We start from the raw sequence: 18,201 nt of genomic DNA, 5'->3' as shown, positions 1-18,201 counted from the left end.
GATGGACCCGACACTTGCCGCGCGCGCCCTCGCGGCCGCCACCGAGATCACCACCACCGCCCTGTCCGGCGACGACCCGGCGGCGGTGCTGGGTTCCGTCGTCCGGCACGCCGCCGAACTCGCGCGTGCCGACCTCGGCCTGCTGATGGTCCGCGCCGAGGACGGCAAGGTGGTGGTCGAAGCCGTCGCCGGGGGTGCCGGGGAGAACGTGCTCGGCCTGGAGCTGCCCGCCGAATCCGCGGCGGGCCGGGTCGCGCAGGGCGCCGAGTCCGTGGTCACCGCCGACGTCACCACCGACCCGCGCACCGCCCCGTACGTGCCGCGGGAACTCGCCCGCTTCGGCCCGTTCGCGGCGGCGCCGTTCGGCAGCGGCGGCCGCCGGCTGGGCGTGCTCACCGTCTACCGCGAGCACGGCAGCGAGCCGTTCTCGGAGGAAACCGTCGAGGTGCTGACCGCGTTCGCCACCCAGGCGGGCGTGGTGCTGGCGCTCGCCGAGGGCGCCAACGCCCGGCATCGCGTGACGCTCTACCAGGAACGCGAACGCATCGCCCGCGAGCTGCACGACGTGATCGTGCAACGCCTCTACGCCGCGGGCATGCAGCTCGACCGCGTGCGAAGGCGGATGCACAAGCGGTTCGCGCGAGCCGACGAGGCGCGGCTCGGCGAGGCGATCGACCAGCTCGACGAGACCATCGAGGAGATCCGCGGCACCGTCCGCGCGCTGCGCTCACCCGAGCCGGAGCAGGAGCAGCTGCCCGCCACCGACCTCGCCGAGTCTGCCCGCGCCGAGGTCCGCATCGCCGGTGAACTCCTCGGTTTCCCGCCCACCCTGGAACTTTCCGGCGAACTGGCCGACATCCCGGCCGAACGCGCCGACCACATCCGCGCCGCCCTTCGCGAAGCACTGTCCAATGTGGTCAGGCACTCCGGTGCCAGTGAAACGCGGGTGACCCTGTACCGCGACGCCGACGAGGTCCGGTTGCGCGTGCGGGACAACGGTTCCGGCGTGCCGCAGGACGTGGCAAAGCGCGGCCTGCGTCATCTCGCCGAGCGAGCCGAGGCCTCCGGCGGGAAGTTCTACCTGAACTCGTCGCCGAGCCTGGGCACGCTGGTTGCCTTCGACCTGCCGCTCTAGTGCTTTTCGCGGCGCGCGATCCACGCCGCCGCCTGGGTGCGCCGCTGCATGCCGAGCTTCGCCAGCACCGAGGTGACGTAGTTCTTCACCGTTTTCTCCGCCAGGAACAGGCGTTCCGCGATTTCCCGGTTGGACAGTCCCTCGCCGATCAGCTCGAGAATGCTGCGTTCGCGCTCGGTCAGCTCCGCCAGCTCGTCCGCGGGTGGCTGCCGCATCTGCTCCAGCACCTTCGCCGTGGTCAGCGGGTCGAGCAGCGACCGGCCCGCGGCCACCTCGCGCACCGCGTTGACCACGTCCTGCCCGCGCACCTGCTTGAGCAGGTAACCCGACGCCCCGGCCATGATCGCGCCGACGATCGCCTCCTCGTCGTCGAAGGCGGTGAGCATCAGGCACTGCGGTGGATTCGGCCGCGACCGCAGCTCGCGGCACAGCTCCACGCCGCTGCCTTCGCCGAGCCGCACATCCACCACGGCGACGTCGGGATCAAGGTGCGTCGCGAGGGCGAGGGCCTCGTCCACCCCACCGGCTTCGGCGACCACCTCGATGTCGGGCTCGTCGCCAAGCAGGTCACGCAGCCCGCGGCGAACCACCTCGTGGTCGTCGACAAGCAGGACCTGGATCGGCACCTCCCGAGGATACGTGGCGTCACCCGAACCGGCAGGAGGCGTGCTGTCTCATTGCTGGCTTTGGTGCTTGTCGTAGGTCCCGCTACCCAGTGCGTCTCGAAGAATTCCGAGCGCGTCGTCCTGGTGTTGTGACTGCCATGTGCGCAGCAGGGAACTCCTCATCTGCTGCAACTCGAAGTCATCCGCGGTGCTCATGATCTGGCCGATGGCGTGACGCACGGGGTCTTGGCCGTCCAGCACCGAACTTCCCAACGGGATCTCGTGGAGCTGGATGTAGTCGAGCACCTTCTGGACCTGTTCCTTCTCGTTGCTCAGCATCAGGGCCAGCAAGCTTATCCGTCCTGATTTGATGACATCGCTGTAGAAGTTTATTCTTTCCCGGTCGAGTTCCCGTTGTTCCCGGTCCACGATGCGCGCCCGGCGGATCGATTCCACCGAGTGTCGATGCAACGTGCCCATGCCAGTGAGCCGGAACTGGGTGGCCGCATCACCCCAGGAGATGACCCCGTTCGGCAGTCTCTTCATGGGGGCCAACGCCTGATCGGCCTTGTTCGAGAGGTCACTGACGGATTCGACGTCGGCGTTGAGGGCTATCGCCCGCAGCAGGTCCTCGGCGGCGGATCGAATATCACCGAGATGGTCGAACTTCGGCGTGGTCACCGCCGCTACGGGATCGCTTATCCGCCAGGTCACCACGATGTCTCCTTCGAGCACCTTACCCTCCGTCTCGGTTTCGAACAGGCTCGTGAAGACGAGGGTCTGCGGGCTGGTGTCGACCTCGTACAGCCTCTTGACCTGCCTGTTCAGCGCCATGCCGAGGGTGAGCGCGGTGACCTGAGTGGTGCTGCCGAGCTGAATGTTCGTGCTGGCCCACCGGCCGTCATGTAGTTCCGCGACGAGTACCTGGTCGGTCGCCCGGCGCCGGCGGCGTGAGGCGATCGCACGAACTGGTGAGTGCTTCCGCGTGATGGGCAGCCAATACTCTCGGTTGTCAGTCATGGGTGCCCTCCAGGAGGATTTCTCGCAGTAAGCCGACCAACGGATTCGCGCTGGCCGGGTTGTGCCGAATCGCTTTGTCGAGGTAGTAGCTCAGCCGTCCGGAAGCCTGTTTGTCCGGGTTGTGCAGGAGCGTGGTGAGCATGGCCTTGACGTTGGCGTGGTGCTCGTCAGTCGGCGGCGTCACCCTGGCCCAGCGGATGATGCGCTTGGTGACCAATGTTGAGCGCCTGCCGTCTCGCAACAGGAAATCGAATATGTCGCAGATCATCCACGAGTCGGAATTTACGAACTCAGGTGGATGGGTGCAATTCGTCAGAAAATCCATCGCGGCGTCCATGGTCAGCCTTCGTGTGCTCGACTTCTCGCCGGACAGGATCTTGTGCACAAAGCTCAGCACGAGCGTCTGGTTGCTGGGTTCCTCGAACAAGGAAACCAAGGCTTGGCTGATTTCAATCATCAGCGGGTAATCGGCCGTCCCCGCCAACTTCCTCAATTGATCCAGCGCGAACTGGGGGTTTTGCCTGCCGAGTTCTCCTTGGCAGGTCATGGCGGCCGTGCGGCGATACTGGATGGGCGCGTCTGGTTCGGCCCAGGCTCGGACGAGTGCTCGAATGATAACTGGATCGATTCCATTCAGCAGCAGTCCGCTGAGTGTCTTCGCGGCCATGGTCCGATGCGTGTGCCGGGAGCTGGACGCCCATTCGAAGATCCAGTCTCGCCAGTTTTGGTCGTAACGTTCCGCGAGCAGGCTGCCGTACGCCTCCATGGCCGAATGATTATCGAATACAAGGTTGTTTTCGTAGGCATCCTTGAGCCAGTCGCGAAGATATGTGTGGAGCTTATCGTATTCTCGCCAGATATAGCACCGGAGCCTGCCGGCCCAGGTTGGCCTGCTGAACCGTACTTCCTCTAATTTCCCGTGTTCCAGGCGGGCGGTGATCGAATCCAGCATTTCCTGCCTTGTCCTACTGAAGAGATCTGGCACCTCATAGGGCCATATTTCGCCTTTCTCGGGATTCTCCAGTACCTTGGTCAGCCGTTCGGCCATTGTGGCGATCCGGAAGTATGACTGCTTTTCGAAAAAGGCTGTGGTAATGCACAGTGCCCGCACGGCGGGGCTTTGATTGCGTTCGAACCACTCTTCGATGTCGTGGTCGTCGACTCGGTAGAGGTCGTCTTCGATGTCGCTGAACTCGTAACCCTGCTCCGTCTTGAGCAGTAGGTCCGCGATGGTTGCACCCCGTGCTGGGGCGGTATGCGAAAGCAGCGCTCGTTGCAGGTCGACCTTTTCGAGAAGAGCCAGTGGTCCGTTCTCCTGCGGCGCTTTTGCGGCTATCCGCGCCCTGGCTACTTCCTTGGGGTCCGGCGGAACTAGTTGCGCGGAATAGAGGCGGGCTTTTCCGTGCATGACCGAATCGTTTTCAGCGACAATGACAAGGTGTGCCCTTTTTGCGCTGAGTGTGTCGGACAGTTCGGCGAGTGTCTGGTCGGTGAAGTCGGTCAGACTCTCCTTCGGGTAATCGTCCAGCAGGTATCCGCCGTGTTCTTGTACCTCTTCGGGTAGCAGCGACCCGACTTTTCTTTCCGGATCCAGCATCTCGAGGGGCTCGCTGTTCGTTTCCAATAGCAGCCGAACTCCCGCCAGTGAGCGGCCGGCGCCGACGCCGCAGATCATGACGACGTTTTCGGCGGTGAGTATGTTCAGTGCCTTTCGGAAACCACCTGGTTCACAAAAGGCATTCTGTGCGATGGTTTTTGTTGCATGCGCAACGGGCCGGTCGCGCGGGATCTTCTGCTCGGCTATGATCAACTTGTTGACATTGTTGATCATTGTCCCCGTGTTGTCGCCCGCTACGGCATTTCCTTTTTCGTCGGAATCGGAAGCTTGATCGGCGGGGGACTCCGATGGTTCTTGGCCGTGGCTTTCTGGTTGCTCTTCGTGTTCGTCTTCTGGTCGTTCGTCCTCAGGCATGATACCTGCCCTCATTGACGTTGTTGATCAGTGTTCCACTGTTGTCGCCGTTGACCAGGTTTCCCCTGTTCTTGTTGTTGCGATGCGTCCGCGGTTGTTTCGGCTCGGACGTTGTTTTCAGCTCGACGTCCTGAGTCAGCTCCTTGACGCGCTCCGCGTCCAGGCCGGGCACGTGCACCCAGCAGCGTTCGGTGAATTCCTTGTTCCTGACGACCAGTTCGCCGAAGTTGTGCGGGTGTAGGCGCTCGGTGTATCTGCCCTGCACTGCGACCCGATACGCCTGGTCCGATACGATGAGGGCGATTGTCGGCGGTCGGTACCGCTCGATCTGCTCGGTGATCTTCTTGAACGACCGGGCGTCCAGTCCTCTGGCCAACTCGATCGTGCGCCGCTGGAAAATGTGACTGTCGGTTACCTCAAGTGGTCCAGTATGCACGGAGAGTCGCAGGCGTATGGGCGGCAGGAACTTCCTGTTGTGGATGTGCAGTTGGCCGTCGAGATAGTGTGCGCTGTCGATCAGCGCTGGTAGATCCGTTTCGGGGAAGCTGGCGAACGCGCCGTCGCCAGTCGACGAGTAGTTGGCTCTGTGCGCTGTTTGCACGCCCGAGTGGGCGAAAGCTTCTTCGACATAGCGAGCCGCGTTGCGGCGCATCTCGTCGAGTTCATCGTCTTCGTTGGACGAAGAGCCGACGATGTCGTAGCCGAACATTGATCTGGTAGCTGGCATTCGCCTCATGACGTGCCCTTCCCGTGTGGTGTGGGAAGAGTGTTCGTCGCCGGCGCCGCCGCTACACCCGGGAAACCGGGAGACAGAACTAGACTCGTGACCTAGCCAACGCCCAGGCCACAAGCCCGCCGGGGTTCAGGAGTTCGAAGCGAAGGCGACCGGTCGACAGCAGGCCCTTGTCGCAGAGCTCGGTGAGCACGTCATCGACGGTTTTCTCCGAGGCCGCCACGCTCTGGGCCAGTTCCTTGCGGCTGAACTTGATGATCGTCTGCCGTCCGTCGCTGTGACTCGTGCCATAGCGCCGTGCCCACTCGAGCAACTTGCGTGCGACCCGGGCGCTGACGTCGTCGGAGAGGTAGGACAGGCGTTCTCGGTCTGCCCGGCGAAGTCTCGCCTGGACGATGCTGAGCACGTGCATCATCGCGGCAGGATTCTGGTGCACCAGCGCGCGGAACCGGGCACAGGGAACCGCCGTGACCGAGCCGGTCGTGCGTCCCGTGCCACTCGCGGAACGTGGACCGCGCTCCAGCGCGCTCATCTCGCACAGCAGATCCCCCGGTCCGTAGACCCCCAGGATGAGCTCGTCCCCGTCGGGGGAGTGGACATGCACCTTGACCGAACCCGTTTCGATGTAGAAGACGTTGGCCGGCGCGCTCCCCTCGATGAAGAGCAACTCGCCACGGGTGAACGGCCGCCGCGTGCCAGCCAGGCGGAGTTCGGCGATGAAGTCCTTTCCGATTCGCGTGCCGAACGGCACCTCTGCGTCCTGACCAACAGTCACGATTAACAGCGTCGTTGGTACCCGGCCGGTGCACCAGCAGCCGAACGGCTGGCCTTGGGATCACCGCTTGCCGCGGTCGACGGGTATTGGCCGCCTACGCGGCCTGCGCCGCGGTGATGCGGCGGAGGATCACCAGCGCCATCACCGCGGCGATCAGCTGCAGCCCGCTGGCGACCGTGGTCAGGCCCGCCGCTTCCCGCAGGGTTTCCGCCGAGACGGTCCGCAGCACCACCTGCGTCACGTACTGGTCGAGCAGCAGGCTCACCACCAGCATCACCCACCAGCGGCCGATCAGCGGGTTCGCGCGCAGGTCGGCCGTCGCATCGGGGCGGCTGGCCTTTTCGATGTCCGAGACCACCTGGTACGGGAACCACAACTGCACCACCGGGCAGAACCAGCCGCCGATCACCCAGCCCCGGGTCAGCCGGTGCCGCGCGGGCGAGAGCGCTTCGGCGTTGAGGCGGGCGCGCCAGCACCACAGGATGAACGCCAGTGCGGCGAGCAGCGTGATGCCCAGGTAGCCCCACGAGGCCAGCGCCGCCAGCGCCTCGGCGTCGCGCAGGTCGTCGATGGTGAGTTCGGCTGTGTCCGCGATGTACTCGTCGGCCACCGAGGAGGTGTGCCAGTCGGCGACCGTCACCGCCACCCCGGCCACTGCGGACAGCACGATCAGCGTGCCGGCGGCGCGCGCGGGTCCGTGCAGGGGCAGCACCGGCGCGGGCCACCGCTGTTCGGTCATGTCTTTCTCCCCAGAAAAGGCGCCGGACGCCGAGCCGAATGCCTGCTCATCGCCGCGGACGGCGGTGGTGTTAGCACCATCGGGTTACTCTGTGTAAAACGTTCCGCACTCTTGGTTTACTCGGTGGTCGGACCGGTGATCGCGGAACAGGAGTGGGATGGCGGACTGGCGGGAGGTGGCTGCCCGGGCGGTCGTGGTGGAGCTCGGGCACGCCAGAGACGGGGGCGGCTGGCTGGTGCTGGGCAAGGTGCGGCCGCTGGCCGCGGGCGGCTGGTACGCGGCCGACCTGCGTGGCCGCTGGATCGGCCGCGAGCACCTGGTGCACCTGTGCGTGGCCGGGGCGGCGGGCGGGGTTTCCGTGCCGGTGGAGGAAAGCCGCGTGCACGCCGGGGTGTTGCGCCTGCGGGTCGCCGGCCCGCTGCCCGCCGGGTGCGATCGCGTGTGGGCCGAGGTGCGGTCCCCGCGCGACCTGCGGCGACGCGTGGCCGACGGGCTCCTGGGCCTCGAGGACGCGCCGCTGGCCGACCGTCTCGCCGCCGGTGAACTGGACCCGCTGCCCGAAGTCACGCCGGTGGACGGCCTCGATGACGACCAGGCCGCCGCGTACCGCGCGTGCCTGACCCCGGGTGTCCGGCTGGTCTGGGCGCCGCCGGGCACCGGCAGCACCCGGGTGCTCAAGAAGGCGGTCGAGGACCTCGCCGAGGCGGGCAAGAGCGTGCTGGTGCTCTCCGCCGACGAGGAACTGGCCGCCAAGTTCTCGCCGGAGCGGCCCGCCTCGAACCCGGAACTGACCGCGGTGCTCGACGACCTCGCCGAGCTGGACGGCGTGGCCGCGCGGATGTCCTTTGTGGACGAACAGCTCGCCGATTACGACCACGAGGAGTTCCAGGCGCTGGCCGAGCGCATCGAGCGCGAGGACCGGATCGGCGGGCTGGAGGCCGAACTCGCCGAGACCACCGAACTGCACCGGGCGGCGGCCGTCCGGCTGGAAGAGGCGCAGGCGGCGTTGCGCGCGGCGCGCGTCGAGCGCGGCCAGGTCGAATACGAACGCGGGCAGCTGGCGAAGGCCGCCGAGCTGATCGCCGAGCTGGAGCGGCTCACCCCGGACCGCCACCTGTCCAAGGTGAAGCCCGCCGACCGGCGGCTGCACCGCGAGCAGGCCAGGGTCAGCGAGCTGATCGAGGAGCACATCAGCGCCGCGCACCCGATCACCGAAGCCGACATCACCCGCCTGGACGAGCAGCTGGCCGAGGCCGAGCGGGTCCTGGACGAAGCCGCCCGCGTCGAGAGCGACGCCTACCTCAAGGTGATCGCGTTGCGGCGGCACATTCTCAAGGCCCGTGCCGGCGGGGCGGTGTCCGAAGAGGACAGACAACGGCACGCCGACCAGACCCGCCGCTCATTGCCCGAACTGCACCGCGAACGCGAAACCCTCCGCGCCGGTGCCGAGGAGCGCGCGCGGCGGCGGGCCCGGCTGGAGAAGCGGCTGATGTGGCTGACCGAGCAGGTCCTCCAGCAACACCGGGAGTTCGACGCGGAAACCGCCGCGACCAAGCGCGTCCTGGTCGCTGACGCGGTGCCGGATCGGGAATTCGACGTGGTGCTCGTCGACAGGGCCGCCGCGCTGCGGCTCGCCGACGTGCAGCTCGCGGTGGCCAGAGCCGGGGAAACCGCGGTGCTGTTCGGCGATTTCCGCCTGCCCGGCCCGGAAGTGCGGCCCGCGAAGCTCACCGAGACCACCGTCGTGCGGACCTGGCTGGCCACGAACGTCTTCGCGCACTGCGGCATCAGGACCCCGGAAGACGCGCGCGAGCACGAAGGATGTGTGGTGCTGCGGCGGCAGTACACCGGTGAGCGCGCGCTCGCGAACGCCGTCGCGTACGGCTTTCTCGACGGGGACCACACCGGCCCGGAGGTTGTGCTGGTCGACACGCTGGCCCTGCCCGAGCTGTGCCGTCCGTACCAGCGGTCCGCCGGCTGGTCGCCGATCGGCGGGCTGCTCGCCGGGCGGCTCACCGAAATCCACGGCACACGCGGGGAATCGTTCGGCCTGCTGACCGGCTACCCGCAACGGCTCGGCGTGCAACTGGCCGCGGTCCGCGACGCCGACCCGGCGCTTTCCGCGGCGGCGGGCACCACCCGCACGCTGGCCGGGCCGCGCTTCGACGCGGTCGCCGTCGACCTGCTCAGCGCCACCGACGCCGTTCAGCGCACTCTGCTCACCGCCGGGGCCGCCGCTGCCCGTGACCGGCTCTACCTGCTCGCGGACCTCGGTGCGGTCAAGGCCGCGCCGATCGGCAGCGCGCTGGGCGCGGTCAACGCGCTGCGCCTGCAACAGGAACTGGAGGTTCAGCAGGCGGCCGACCTGCTCGCGCCCGGTGCCGCCGCCGAGGTCGCCGAGCACCTCGGCCGCGCGCGGGAGTCGGTGTGGCTGTGGGCGCCGTGGAGTGAGGAGGAAGTGCCCGAGTTGCTGCCCGCGGTCACCGCCGCCATCGAGCGCGGAGTGGACGTGTACGCGGTGCTGCGGCCCGACGGCAACCCGCTGATCCGCGCGCTGCGCAACCGTGGCGTGACGGTGGTCCGGGCGCGCACGGCACACCGCAAGATCGCCGTGATCGACCGGCGGACCGTGTTGTTCGGCGCCACCCACCTCCCGGTGCAGGGCGAGCGCGAGGAGGTGCTGGTGGTCCGCGAAGGGCGGCGGCTCGCCAGGAAGCTGCTCGCCGACCTGCCCACCGAGGAGCAGCGGCACGAGCAGCCGGCGGAGCCGCCGGTGCCCGCGCCACGTCGCGGCCGGAACCGGGTGAAGGCGGCTCGTTAACTCTTTCGAGGGAATCTGAGTTCGTTGCGCTCGATCTTCGCGGCGGCGGCCTCGTAGAGGTCGATGCCGAGCACGTCGGCCAGCCTGACCAGGTAGAGCGTCACGTCGGCGATTTCGTCGAGCACGTTCGCCTCGAGTTCCGGATCCGACCGCCAGTTCGCCGATTCCTCCGGGGTCAGCCACTGGAACAGCGAGGTCAGCTCGCCCGCCTCCCCGGACAGGGCCATCACCAGGTTCTTCGGGGTGTGGAACTGTTCCCAGTCACGCGCGTCGGCGAACTCGCGGAGTCGCCGGATCAGGTCTTCGAGGGTCACCGGCACTGCCTATCACGCCGCACCCGAGTAACAACCCGGACCGCGCGGCGATAAACGGAACCATCCACCTCCAGCTCCAGACCGCCATCCGGAGGGCCCTTCCGATGCGCTCGTTCCGCTTCGCCGCCGGTGCCGTGCTGACCGCGCTGACCACCCTCGTGCTGACCGCCGGTCCCTCGCTGGCTCAGCAGACGCTTCCGCCCGGCCCGGCCAAACCGTCCGAGTCATCCCAGACGTCCCAGACGTCGAGCAGCAGTAGCAGTCCGCCGTCGTCGTCCAGCTCGGTGACCAGCACCACCAGCGGGGACAAGGACTGTGCCGACTTCCCCACCCAGGCCGCGGCGCAGGCCGAGCTGGCGAAGGACCCGAGCGATCCACACGGGCTCGACGCGGACAAGGACGGTTACGCCTGCGAATCGCAGTTCGGTGAGCCGCAGGTCAAGAAGACGCCGACGGGTGGCGTGGACACCGGTGGTGCCGCGGCCGGTTCCTCGCTCGGCGGGGTCGCCGCGCTCGGCGGGCTGACCCTGCTGGGCGGGGGTGCCGCACTGGTGCTCGCCGGCCGCCGCAGAGCCGGACGCTGAGATGGAGGCGCGCTGGAAGGTCGCCGGAGCGTGCGGATCGGCGCTCGTGGTGGTGATCGCCGTCGGCGTGATCCTGTTCGTGCTGCCGACGCCGGAGCAGCACCCGGCGCCGTTCTCCGCGGCCGCGCCGGTGGCCGAGACGCCGCTGCCGGTGACGTCGTCGTCCACCCTGGCCGCCGCGCCCGCGCCGCCGAGCGTGCCCGAGGTGAGCACCGAACGCCTCGACGTGAAGGTGCTGCCGCCGGGAAAGCCGGCCTCGCTGGAGATCCCGGAGCTGGGTGTCCACACCGGACAGATCATCGATCTCGGCCTGCGGCCGGACGGTTCGCTGCAGGTTCCCCAGGACGCCAGGACCGCCGGCTGGTACACGGAAAGCCCGACACCGGGTGAGGTCGGGCCGTCGGTGATCGCCGGGCACGTCGACTACAACCACGTGCCGGGCGTGTTCTCGCGGCTGGCCGAACTGCGTGTCGGGAGCCGGGTCACCGTGCACCGCGGGGACGGGATCAGCGCGGTGTTCACCGTCTACCGGGTCGAGCGGCACCCGAAGTCGGCGTTCCCGTCGGAGGACGTCTACGGCGACACCGCCCAGCCGGAGCTGCGGCTGATCACCTGCGGTGGCGCGTTCGACCGCGACGCGCGCCAGTACGCGGACAACGTGGTGGCCTACGGCCGGTTCACCGAGGCCTTCCGGCTCAAGCCGACTACGGCATTCCGGTGATGCCTGGCGACGCATTCGGGCTAGTGGCCCAGAATGTGAGCCGATGACTGCGCATCCCGATTCCCCCGGCCTGCTCGAGTACCTGTGCTCGCTGGACGTTCCCACGCTCGCCGCGTTGCTGCACGAACAGGCCGAGCGGGACCCCGACCTGGGCGAACGCCTCCGGAAGCGGGCGGCGGAACTGGACGACGCCCAGAGCGCCGACCCCGCCGAGCACGGGATCGAACCGGTGCTCGACACCCTCCAGCGGTTGCTGGACGCCGGGACCCGCGCGGATCTCGCGCCGCTGGCCAAGCGCGCGATGGACAAGATCGGGGACGCGTTCGCGCGTGGTGAGGACACCGCCGGTCAGCTCCGGCGCGCGGTCGCGCTCTACGCGCGGGCCTGCGTGGCGCACCCGCCGCCGCCCGAAGCGCTCGCCGACTGGATCATCAGCGTTGCCTTCGACCGGCCCGGCTGGCCCGTGCTCGACCTGCGTGCCTTCGCGAAATCACTGGGGGACAAGGGCATCGCCCGGATAAAGTCCTTTGTGGACAAAGTGGGCGACGATGACCAGCGCCACGCGGCGGTGGCCGCCCGGCTGCGTGAGGAACTCGCCGAAATCTCCGGTGACGTGGACGCGCTGGTAGCCATCCTGTCCGCGAAGCTGCCCAGCCGCGAGGTCAGCCTGCGCATCGTCCGGGTGCTGCGTGACGCCGGACGGCACAGCGAGGCGATCGCGCACGCGGCCAAGGCACTGGTGCGCGGCAAGGGCCCGGTGGTCAGCGCGCAGGTGACCGAACCAGCCGAGCTGCCACGCCCGCGTCCGGCCCCCGACACCGAGAACCCGGCGGATCTCGACGAACTGATCGAGACCGAAAAATACGACGACGCCTGGGAAATCGCGCAGCGCGGCTCGCTGGCGGACAGGCTGCGCGTGGCCGAATTCCGCGAACGCGAACACCCGGCCGACGTGCTGCCGGTTTATCGCGAGCACGTCGCCGAACTGATCGCTTACGGCGACGCCGGGCACTATCGGCACGCGGCGAAGCAACTGCGGAAACTGCGCGGGTTGTACCGGCGGGCGGGGATCGCCCAGGAGTTCGGGGAATATCTGGCCGGCCTGCTGGCCGAGCACCGCCGGAAAACGCGGCTCATCGCCGAGATCCGCAACGCGCGGATCGCCCTGCCGAAGGACTGGCGCTGATTCGTGTAACCATGGCGGCATGAGCCCTGTGAGCCGTGGTCGCAAGAAGAAGCCTGCCGGTGGCAAGAAGAAGCCGCAGGCCAGCAGCGCTGCGGAAAACAGCCTGCACAACCGGATACTGGCCGAGTTCGCGGAAATCGAGCCCGACGAGGACCTGCTCGAGATCGAGCTGCGGGCCGCCGAGGTGGCCGCGCCGGGCATGGATCCGCTCAGTGACCGGGCCACCAAGCAACTGCTCGACCTGATCTCCTACGCGCGCCGCCGTCCGGGCCCCGGCACGGCGAACCTGCTCGCCGCGCTGCGGGTGTTCGCCGCCACCGGGCAGCCGGCGGTCAAGGCGGACGAAGCGCTGCGCGAGCTGATGGCCAAGGGTCTGCGGCCGCCGGTGTGGGCGGAGCGGATCGGCCGCGCCGAGCCGGGGGAGTGCTGGCTGTGCCGGGACCGGTTCGACGAGCAGCACATCGTGTTGTGCTCGTTCAGCCGCGAAGGGGAGAGCGACCACGCGATCCTGGCGTTGATCGGCCTCGGCGGTGAGATCGACGAGCTGGAGGTCATCGGGGACCCGGCCGGCGTGCTCGCCGAACTGCGCGAAAACCTCGGCGAGGAAGACGTGCTGGAGCGGATTTCCGGCGACCGGGCGCGGCAGCTGCTCACCGACGCGCTGATCCGCACCGATCCGCTGATGCCGGAGCAGCTCGCCATCGAAAGCCTGGTCATCTCGCGGCTGCGGTTGCTCGGCGAGGTGCCGCCGGACCTGGTGGACGCCGACATCGACGTCGAGGCGGCGGCGAGCCGGTTCCTGGCGGCGAATCCGGAATTCGGTGAGGAGCACCGCGAGCTGGTCGAATGGCTGGTGGGGTTCAGCAAGCAGTTCGAGCCGCGGTGGGAATTGCACATCGGCCCGGAGCTGATGGTGTTCCTGGCCGACGACCTGCCGGAGGAAGCGACGCCGGAGCTGGTCGAGGCGTGGATCCGCTGGTGCGCGGCGGAACGCGGGCTGTCCGAGGACGCGCTCGATGAAGTGCTCGAGGTGGCCGAAGGCCTGTTCGACGAAAGCGACCCGTATCTCGACGGCGTCGGCGAGACCGACGACGTGGCCGAGGTGCTGGAGCGGCGGCGGTTCGCGCTGCCGGACGCGCACACCACGATCGGGGGCGAACCGGTCGACCTGGACCCCGGCGACTTCGACGACCGCGTGCTGCTGGTGCTCGGCGAACACCCCGAACTGCACGAGGCGGTCGCCGGGGAAACCCTGGACCCCGGCGCGGCCGAACTGCTCGGCACCAAGGCGATGGTGGTGCACCAGCTGTGGGACAACGAGCCGCCCGAGGTGTGGGCGGCGGCGCGGACCCTGCGGGAGCAGGGCCTGGACCGGACGGCCGTACTGGACCGGCTGCGGCGGGTATTGCTGCAGAACGCGCACGAATCCGGCGGCGGAATCGCGCTGGACGTCGAAAGCTATCAGCGGGCGCTCAACGCGCTCCGCTGATGGTCACGACTTGCCGTTTTTGACTTTGCGGTCGCCGGCGGTGTCCTCGAAATCCACAAAGAACGCCCCGGCGGCCATCACCAGCAGAACCGCGACACCGAACATCGCGCCGACCCAAGTCATGATGGTCGTGAACATGGCCGCGCCTCCTCCCTGGTCAGAAACTCCGTTTCCCGGTTCCAGGGTCGCCGGGGCGGGTCGCGCCCGGTATCGGCCAACCGGTTAGTGCACCTGCGAACCCCTCGTCCGAACGGCCGAGACGGCAAAACGCTGCGTCAATGCCACGGTTGTAATTACACACGTGTGGTGCTTGGGGTTTGCGGAGCCGCATTCGTCGATGGCGACCCTGCTCCTAGGCGATGCTGCCCCCGTTGCCTACAGGCGCAGCTGCCCCCAGACGAAGTCGCCTACAGACGCAGTTGCCACCAGACGAAGTCGCCTACTGACGAAGTTGCCCACCGGGCGCAGTTGCCCGCCGGGTGCAGTTGCCCACAGGCACACAACTGTCCACAGGGGGCAGCCAAGCCACCCCGCCCCCACCCCCAAGCCGATAGGGTGGTGACAGGGGCCGCCCCCAGGGAGGGTGGGGGGCCGGAGTTCGTCGGGAAGCGCGCCCCCTTGGGGGAATCGTGTGGGGGCGTTGTTGGCTGGGTGTGGTGTCGGAGGCGCGGTTGCCAGCGACGCCTCCTCTGGCGAGGTCTTCTGGTGCGCGGCATTGAGCGTGGCGTGGATGCGCATCGCGGAAAGCCGTCGGTGGTCCTTCGCCAAAACGCGGTCGAGACCGCCTCGCCGGCTGAGCGCTACAGCTTTCGCAGGCGTACTCGGTTGATCGAGTGGTCCGCGTCCTTGCGTAGCACCAGTGTCGCTCTGGGGCGGGTGGGTTTGATGTTGTCGATGAGGTTGGGCTCGTTGATGGTGTGCCACAGGTGCCGGGCTTCGGCGCGGGCTTCGTCGTCTGGGAGGCCCGCGAAGTGGTGGAAGTGCGAAGCCGGGTCGGCAAACGCGGTGTGCCGCAGCTTCAGGAAGCGCTCCACGTACCAGCGCTCGATGTCGTCGGTGTGCGCGTCCACGTAGATGGAGAAGTCGAACAGGTCCGAAACCGTCAGCCGCGGGCCGGGCTGGAGGACGTTCAGGCCCTCGAGGATGAGGATGTCCGGCTGCTCCACCACCTGCTCCTCGCCGGGCAGGATGTCGTACGCCAGGTGCGAGTACACCGGCGCGCTGACCCGCTCGGCCCCCGACTTGACCTCGGTGACAAAACGCAGCAGCGCCCGCCGGTCGTAGCTCTCCGGGAAGCCCTTGCGGTGCATGATGCCGCGCCGCATCAACTCCACGCGCGGGTAGAGGAACCCGTCGGTGGTGACCAGGTCCACGCGCGGGTGGTCCGGCCACCGGGCGAGCAGGGTGCGCAGGATGCGCGCGGTGGTCGACTTGCCGACCGCCACGCTGCCCGCGATGCCGATCACGAACGGCACCTTCGTCCCGCGGCAGTCCTCGCCGAGGAACGTGGTGGTCGCCTCGTAGAGCCGCTGCCGGGCGGCGACCTGCAGGTTGATCAGCCGGGACAGCGGCAGGTAGACCTCCGCCACCTCGGCCAGGTCGACCTGCTCGCCGAGCCCGCGCAGGCGCAGCAGTTCCTCCGCGGTCAGCGGCAGCGGAGTGGATCTGCGCAGCTCCCGCCACTGATCGCGGTGTAGCTCCACATAGGGGCTGAGCTCACGAACCCGTGGCATCCGCACTCCCCTCGGCGTCGAGGCCGGCTGCGCCGCATGAAATCGACGTGGGTTACAACGTCGATCTAACGGTAGGGCTTACCGGGGGCAAACGCCCTGTGACGAAGTCCACCTCGAATCGCGAACCGCTCGAGTTGCGTTACGAACCCGCGTCTGAGCTGGGGAAGACCTCGGACCACGCCGCCGCCACCTGCCGGGCGCACGTGTCGGGGGCCACTCCGCCGACACCGGTGCCGAGCCCGGGCATCGCGATCGTCTCCACGCCGTCGCGGATCTCGCCGCCGTGTTCGAACTGCCCGTCACGCCACAGCCGGAACACCGCGCGCGCGGCCAGGAACGGGTGCACGGTGTCCGGCGGCAGTGGCTCGCCGGGCTCCCGCATGGTCGGCGCGCTGATCAGCCACGCCGGGGACGGCTCACCCGTCGGCACCACCAGCGCCTCGCCGATCGGCAGCTCACCACCGTGGTAGGCGAGCACCGCGCTGCGCACGTTCTGCTCCACCTCGGGAAAGGCCTGCGAATAGACCGCGTCGACGCCGCCGCGCATCCAGCCGTGCGAGTTCGCCGGGCTGACCACGGCCTGGGCCGGCACGTCGAGCACCGAGCCCCGGTGCACCCGGACCGGACCGTCCACTGTGTCCACCACGTGCCGCCAGGCACGGGCGAGCGGTTCGTCGACGGCACACAACACCAGTTCGGGTTTGCCCGCGGTGGAACTGACTGGCGAACTCTGACGGCCGGTGCGTGTGCCCGGATGTGCGGTCACGCCCACAGCATCGCAAAAATCGGCGGTGTGCGTAACCGCCCGGCCTACCGGCTATGCGAGTGAAAGTGAGTGCGTAGCCTTGCCGTGTGTCTCGAATCGCCTATTTCGGCCCGCAGGGGACTTTCACCGAGCAGGCCGCCCGCACGTTGACCGTTGACGACGAACTGCTCCCGGTGGAGACCATTCCGGCGGCGCTGGCCGCGGTGCGCAAGGGCGAGGCCGACGCGGCCTGCGTGCCGGTGGAGAACTCGGTGGAGGGACCGGTCACCGCGACCCTGGACGGGCTCGCCGAGCAGGAACTGCTGGTGGCCGTGGCCGAGGCGCTGCTCCCGGTGCACTTCACCGTGCTGGCCAGGACCGACGGCGAGCCGATCCGCACGGTGGCCAGCCATCCGCACGCGCTCGCGCAGGTGCGGCAGTGGCTGGAGGTCAACCTGCCGGACGCGCGGCCGGTGGCGGCGTCGTCCACCGCGGCCGCCGCGGTCGGCGTGCGGCAGGGCGAGTTCGACGCGGCGGTGACCGCGCCGGTGGCGGCCGAGCACTACCCGCTGCGCGTGCTGGCCACCGAGGTGGCCGACGTGCGGGACGCCAGGACGCGGTTCCTGCTGCTCAAGCCGCCGGGCGAGCTGCCGGAGCCGACCGGGGCCGACCGCACCTCGATCGTGGCCGCCGCCGCGAACCGCACCGGCACGCTGGCCGAGTTGCTCACCGAGCTGGCCACCCGCGGCATCAACCTGACCCGCCTCGACGCGCGGCCGACCAAGGGAAACTTCGGCGAATACCTGTTCTTCATGGACTTCGAAGGGCATATTTCGGAGCCGCGCATCGGCGACGCGCTGGCCGCGCTGCGGCGGCGCTGCTCCGGCCTGCGCTTCCTCGGCTCGCACCCGCGGGCCGACCAGGTGGCGGCGACCATCCAGCCGGGCGCCGCGAACGACGATTTCACCGGAGCCGTGGACTGGGTGGCCGCGGTCCGGAGAGGAGAACTGGCGTGAAGCTGTACCTGATCCGGCATGCGCAGAGCGAGTCGAACGTGCTCAAGACGCTGAACACCGCGCTGCCGGGCCCGCCGCTGACCGAGCTCGGCCGGGAGCAGGCCGCCGCGCTGGCGGACCGGCTGGCCGACGAGCCGGTGCGCGCGGTGTACGCCTCGATGGCGACCAGGGCGCAGCAGACCGCGGCGCCGGTGGCCGAGGTGTTCGGCATGCGGGTGCAGCCGGTCGAAGGGGTGCACGAGATCAACGTCGGTGACCTGGAGGACCGCGCCGACCAGGCGGCGCTGAAGGTGTTCGCCGAGGTCATGCACTCGTGGACGCGGGGAGAGCTGGACGTGCCGCTACCCGGCGGGGAGACCGGCGCGCAGGTGCGTGACCGGTACCGCAAGGCGGTCGGCGACCTGCGTGCCAAGCACGAGGCCGCCGACGCCGACGGGGTGGTGGTGCTGGTCGGGCACGGCGGCTCGATCCGCCTGGCCGCCGAATGGCTGTGCGACAACGTCCGGCCGGAGCTGGCCGACGCCGGCCTGATCCCCAACACCGGCATCGTGCAGCTGGAGTCGGTGGACGGCGGCTGGCGGTGCCTGCGCTGGGTGGACGACCCGGTGTGAGG

18 protein-coding genes are annotated in these 18,201 nt (G+C 68.5%); 8 read left to right on the top strand and 10 right to left on the bottom strand.

The window, feature by feature from the left end; all coding sequences use genetic code 11:
• The first annotated feature begins 1 nt into the window (after window position 1).
• The gene (locus A4R43_RS28835; protein WP_113697961.1) at window positions 2–1,135 is read left to right on the top strand and encodes a GAF domain-containing sensor histidine kinase; all 1,134 of its coding nucleotides are present in this window, start codon (window positions 2–4) and stop codon (window positions 1,133–1,135) included.
• Here A4R43_RS28835 and A4R43_RS28830 read toward each other — a convergent pair.
• The 6 genes from A4R43_RS28830 to A4R43_RS28805 all read right to left on the bottom strand — a co-directional run bounded on the left by A4R43_RS28830 (window position 1,132) and on the right by A4R43_RS28805 (window position 6,979).
• On the bottom strand, window positions 1,132–1,761 hold the full coding sequence (locus A4R43_RS28830) for a response regulator (protein WP_113695166.1): 630 nt from the start codon (window positions 1,759–1,761) through the stop codon (window positions 1,132–1,134). The genes A4R43_RS28835 and A4R43_RS28830 overlap by 4 nt on opposite strands.
• 48 nt (window positions 1,762–1,809) lie before the next feature.
• A complete protein-coding gene (locus tag A4R43_RS28825; protein ID WP_113695165.1) occupies window positions 1,810–2,760 on the bottom strand; it encodes a hypothetical protein in 951 nt (316 codons plus the stop codon).
• Window positions 2,753–4,732 (bottom strand): hypothetical protein, encoded by a 1,980-nt coding sequence (locus A4R43_RS28820; protein ID WP_162788636.1) that lies wholly within the window; start codon window positions 4,730–4,732, stop codon window positions 2,753–2,755. The genes A4R43_RS28825 and A4R43_RS28820 overlap by 8 nt, the downstream gene beginning before the upstream one ends.
• Entirely contained in the window at window positions 4,725–5,441 is a 717-nt protein-coding gene (locus A4R43_RS28815) for a nucleotidyl cyclase domain-containing protein (RefSeq protein WP_113695163.1), read from the bottom strand. Before A4R43_RS28815 ends, A4R43_RS28820 begins: the two co-directional genes overlap by 8 nt.
• A 106-nt stretch (window positions 5,442–5,547) precedes the next feature.
• Window positions 5,548–6,240, bottom strand: coding sequence for a Crp/Fnr family transcriptional regulator (locus A4R43_RS28810; protein WP_113695162.1), 693 nt, complete (start codon window positions 6,238–6,240; stop codon window positions 5,548–5,550).
• Window positions 6,241–6,334: 94 nt separating this feature from the next.
• A complete protein-coding gene (locus A4R43_RS28805; protein WP_113695161.1) occupies window positions 6,335–6,979 on the bottom strand; it encodes a DUF4328 domain-containing protein in 645 nt (214 codons plus the stop codon).
• Between the two features lie 157 nt (window positions 6,980–7,136).
• Here A4R43_RS28805 and A4R43_RS28800 point away from each other — a divergent pair, with 157 nt between their 5' ends.
• Window positions 7,137–9,800 carry an AAA family ATPase gene (locus tag A4R43_RS28800; protein WP_113695160.1) on the top strand — a complete coding sequence of 888 codons (2,664 nt, stop codon included), beginning with the start codon at window positions 7,137–7,139 and terminating at the stop codon, window positions 9,798–9,800.
• Here A4R43_RS28800 and A4R43_RS28795 read toward each other — a convergent pair.
• Window positions 9,797–10,114, bottom strand: coding sequence for a nucleotide pyrophosphohydrolase (locus tag A4R43_RS28795; protein ID WP_113697960.1), 318 nt, complete (start codon window positions 10,112–10,114; stop codon window positions 9,797–9,799). The two genes, A4R43_RS28800 and A4R43_RS28795, sit on opposite strands and share 4 nt — an antisense overlap.
• A 104-nt stretch (window positions 10,115–10,218) precedes the next feature.
• Between A4R43_RS28795 and A4R43_RS28790 the strand changes: the two genes are divergently transcribed.
• From A4R43_RS28790 to A4R43_RS28775, 4 genes are read left to right on the top strand one after another with little or no spacing between them, the layout of a single operon-like run.
• Window positions 10,219–10,698: an excalibur calcium-binding domain-containing protein gene (locus A4R43_RS28790; RefSeq protein ID WP_113695159.1), complete on the top strand. Its 480-nt coding sequence runs from the start codon at window positions 10,219–10,221 to the stop codon at window positions 10,696–10,698.
• 1 nt (window position 10,699) lies between these two features.
• The gene (locus A4R43_RS28785; protein ID WP_113695158.1) at window positions 10,700–11,419 is read left to right on the top strand and encodes a class F sortase; all 720 of its coding nucleotides are present in this window, start codon (window positions 10,700–10,702) and stop codon (window positions 11,417–11,419) included.
• A 43-nt stretch (window positions 11,420–11,462) separates the two neighbouring features.
• Entirely contained in the window at window positions 11,463–12,605 is a 1,143-nt protein-coding gene (locus tag A4R43_RS28780; RefSeq protein WP_113695157.1) for a hypothetical protein, read from the top strand.
• 19 nt (window positions 12,606–12,624) lie between these two features.
• Entirely contained in the window at window positions 12,625–14,094 is a 1,470-nt protein-coding gene (locus tag A4R43_RS28775) for a hypothetical protein (protein WP_162788635.1), read from the top strand.
• Window positions 14,095–14,097: 3 nt separating this feature from the next.
• On the opposite strand, the gene A4R43_RS44470 is transcribed toward A4R43_RS28775, so the two are convergent.
• The 3 genes from A4R43_RS44470 to A4R43_RS28765 all read right to left on the bottom strand — a co-directional run bounded on the left by A4R43_RS44470 (window position 14,098) and on the right by A4R43_RS28765 (window position 16,593).
• Window positions 14,098–14,232, bottom strand: coding sequence for a hypothetical protein (locus A4R43_RS44470; RefSeq protein ID WP_257791780.1), 135 nt, complete (start codon window positions 14,230–14,232; stop codon window positions 14,098–14,100).
• A gap of 662 nt (window positions 14,233–14,894) precedes the next feature.
• Complete coding sequence (gene coaA / locus A4R43_RS28770) at window positions 14,895–15,827, bottom strand: type I pantothenate kinase (RefSeq protein ID WP_113695155.1); 933 nt, start codon at window positions 15,825–15,827, stop codon at window positions 14,895–14,897.
• 139 nt (window positions 15,828–15,966) lie between these two features.
• Complete coding sequence (locus A4R43_RS28765; RefSeq protein WP_113697959.1) at window positions 15,967–16,593, bottom strand: macro domain-containing protein; 627 nt, start codon at window positions 16,591–16,593, stop codon at window positions 15,967–15,969.
• Window positions 16,594–16,679: 86 nt separating this feature from the next.
• Here A4R43_RS28765 and pheA point away from each other — a divergent pair, with 86 nt between their 5' ends.
• Together pheA and A4R43_RS28755 are read left to right on the top strand one after the other, a co-directional pair.
• Window positions 16,680–17,588 (top strand): prephenate dehydratase, encoded by a 909-nt coding sequence (gene pheA, locus A4R43_RS28760; RefSeq protein WP_113695154.1) that lies wholly within the window; start codon window positions 16,680–16,682, stop codon window positions 17,586–17,588.
• Entirely contained in the window at window positions 17,585–18,199 is a 615-nt protein-coding gene (locus A4R43_RS28755; protein WP_113695153.1) for a histidine phosphatase family protein, read from the top strand. The genes pheA and A4R43_RS28755 overlap by 4 nt, the downstream gene beginning before the upstream one ends.
• Window positions 18,200–18,201: the final 2 nt, after the last annotated feature.

The organism is Amycolatopsis albispora (assembly GCF_003312875.1).
In the GTDB taxonomy this organism is placed as follows: domain Bacteria; phylum Actinomycetota; class Actinomycetes; order Mycobacteriales; family Pseudonocardiaceae; genus Amycolatopsis; species Amycolatopsis albispora.
The sequence above is the reverse complement of the archived record's forward strand: the minus strand, read 5'-3'. Positions and strand labels throughout refer to the sequence as shown.

What these genes read in the sequence shown, in the direction of transcription:
- A4R43_RS28835 (WP_113697961.1), top strand. Translation starts at nt 2, where the DNA reads ATGGACCCGACACTTGCCGCGCGCGCCCTCGCGGCCGCCACCGAGATC.
- A4R43_RS28825 (WP_113695165.1), bottom strand. Translation starts at nt 2,760, where the DNA reads ATGACTGACAACCGAGAGTATTGGCTGCCCATCACGCGGAAGCACTCA.
- A4R43_RS28820 (WP_162788636.1), bottom strand. Translation starts at nt 4,732, where the DNA reads ATGCCTGAGGACGAACGACCAGAAGACGAACACGAAGAGCAACCAGAA.
- A4R43_RS28815 (WP_113695163.1), bottom strand. Translation starts at nt 5,441, where the DNA reads ATGTTCGGCTACGACATCGTCGGCTCTTCGTCCAACGAAGACGATGAA.
- A4R43_RS28805 (WP_113695161.1), bottom strand. Translation starts at nt 6,979, where the DNA reads ATGACCGAACAGCGGTGGCCCGCGCCGGTGCTGCCCCTGCACGGACCC.
- A4R43_RS28800 (WP_113695160.1), top strand. Translation starts at nt 7,137, where the DNA reads ATGGCGGACTGGCGGGAGGTGGCTGCCCGGGCGGTCGTGGTGGAGCTC.
- A4R43_RS28790 (WP_113695159.1), top strand. Translation starts at nt 10,219, where the DNA reads ATGCGCTCGTTCCGCTTCGCCGCCGGTGCCGTGCTGACCGCGCTGACC.
- A4R43_RS28785 (WP_113695158.1), top strand. Translation starts at nt 10,700, where the DNA reads ATGGAGGCGCGCTGGAAGGTCGCCGGAGCGTGCGGATCGGCGCTCGTG.
- A4R43_RS28780 (WP_113695157.1), top strand. Translation starts at nt 11,463, where the DNA reads ATGACTGCGCATCCCGATTCCCCCGGCCTGCTCGAGTACCTGTGCTCG.
- A4R43_RS28775 (WP_162788635.1), top strand. Translation starts at nt 12,625, where the DNA reads ATGAGCCCTGTGAGCCGTGGTCGCAAGAAGAAGCCTGCCGGTGGCAAG.
- A4R43_RS44470 (WP_257791780.1), bottom strand. Translation starts at nt 14,232, where the DNA reads ATGTTCACGACCATCATGACTTGGGTCGGCGCGATGTTCGGTGTCGCG.
- coaA (WP_113695155.1), bottom strand. Translation starts at nt 15,827, where the DNA reads ATGCCACGGGTTCGTGAGCTCAGCCCCTATGTGGAGCTACACCGCGAT.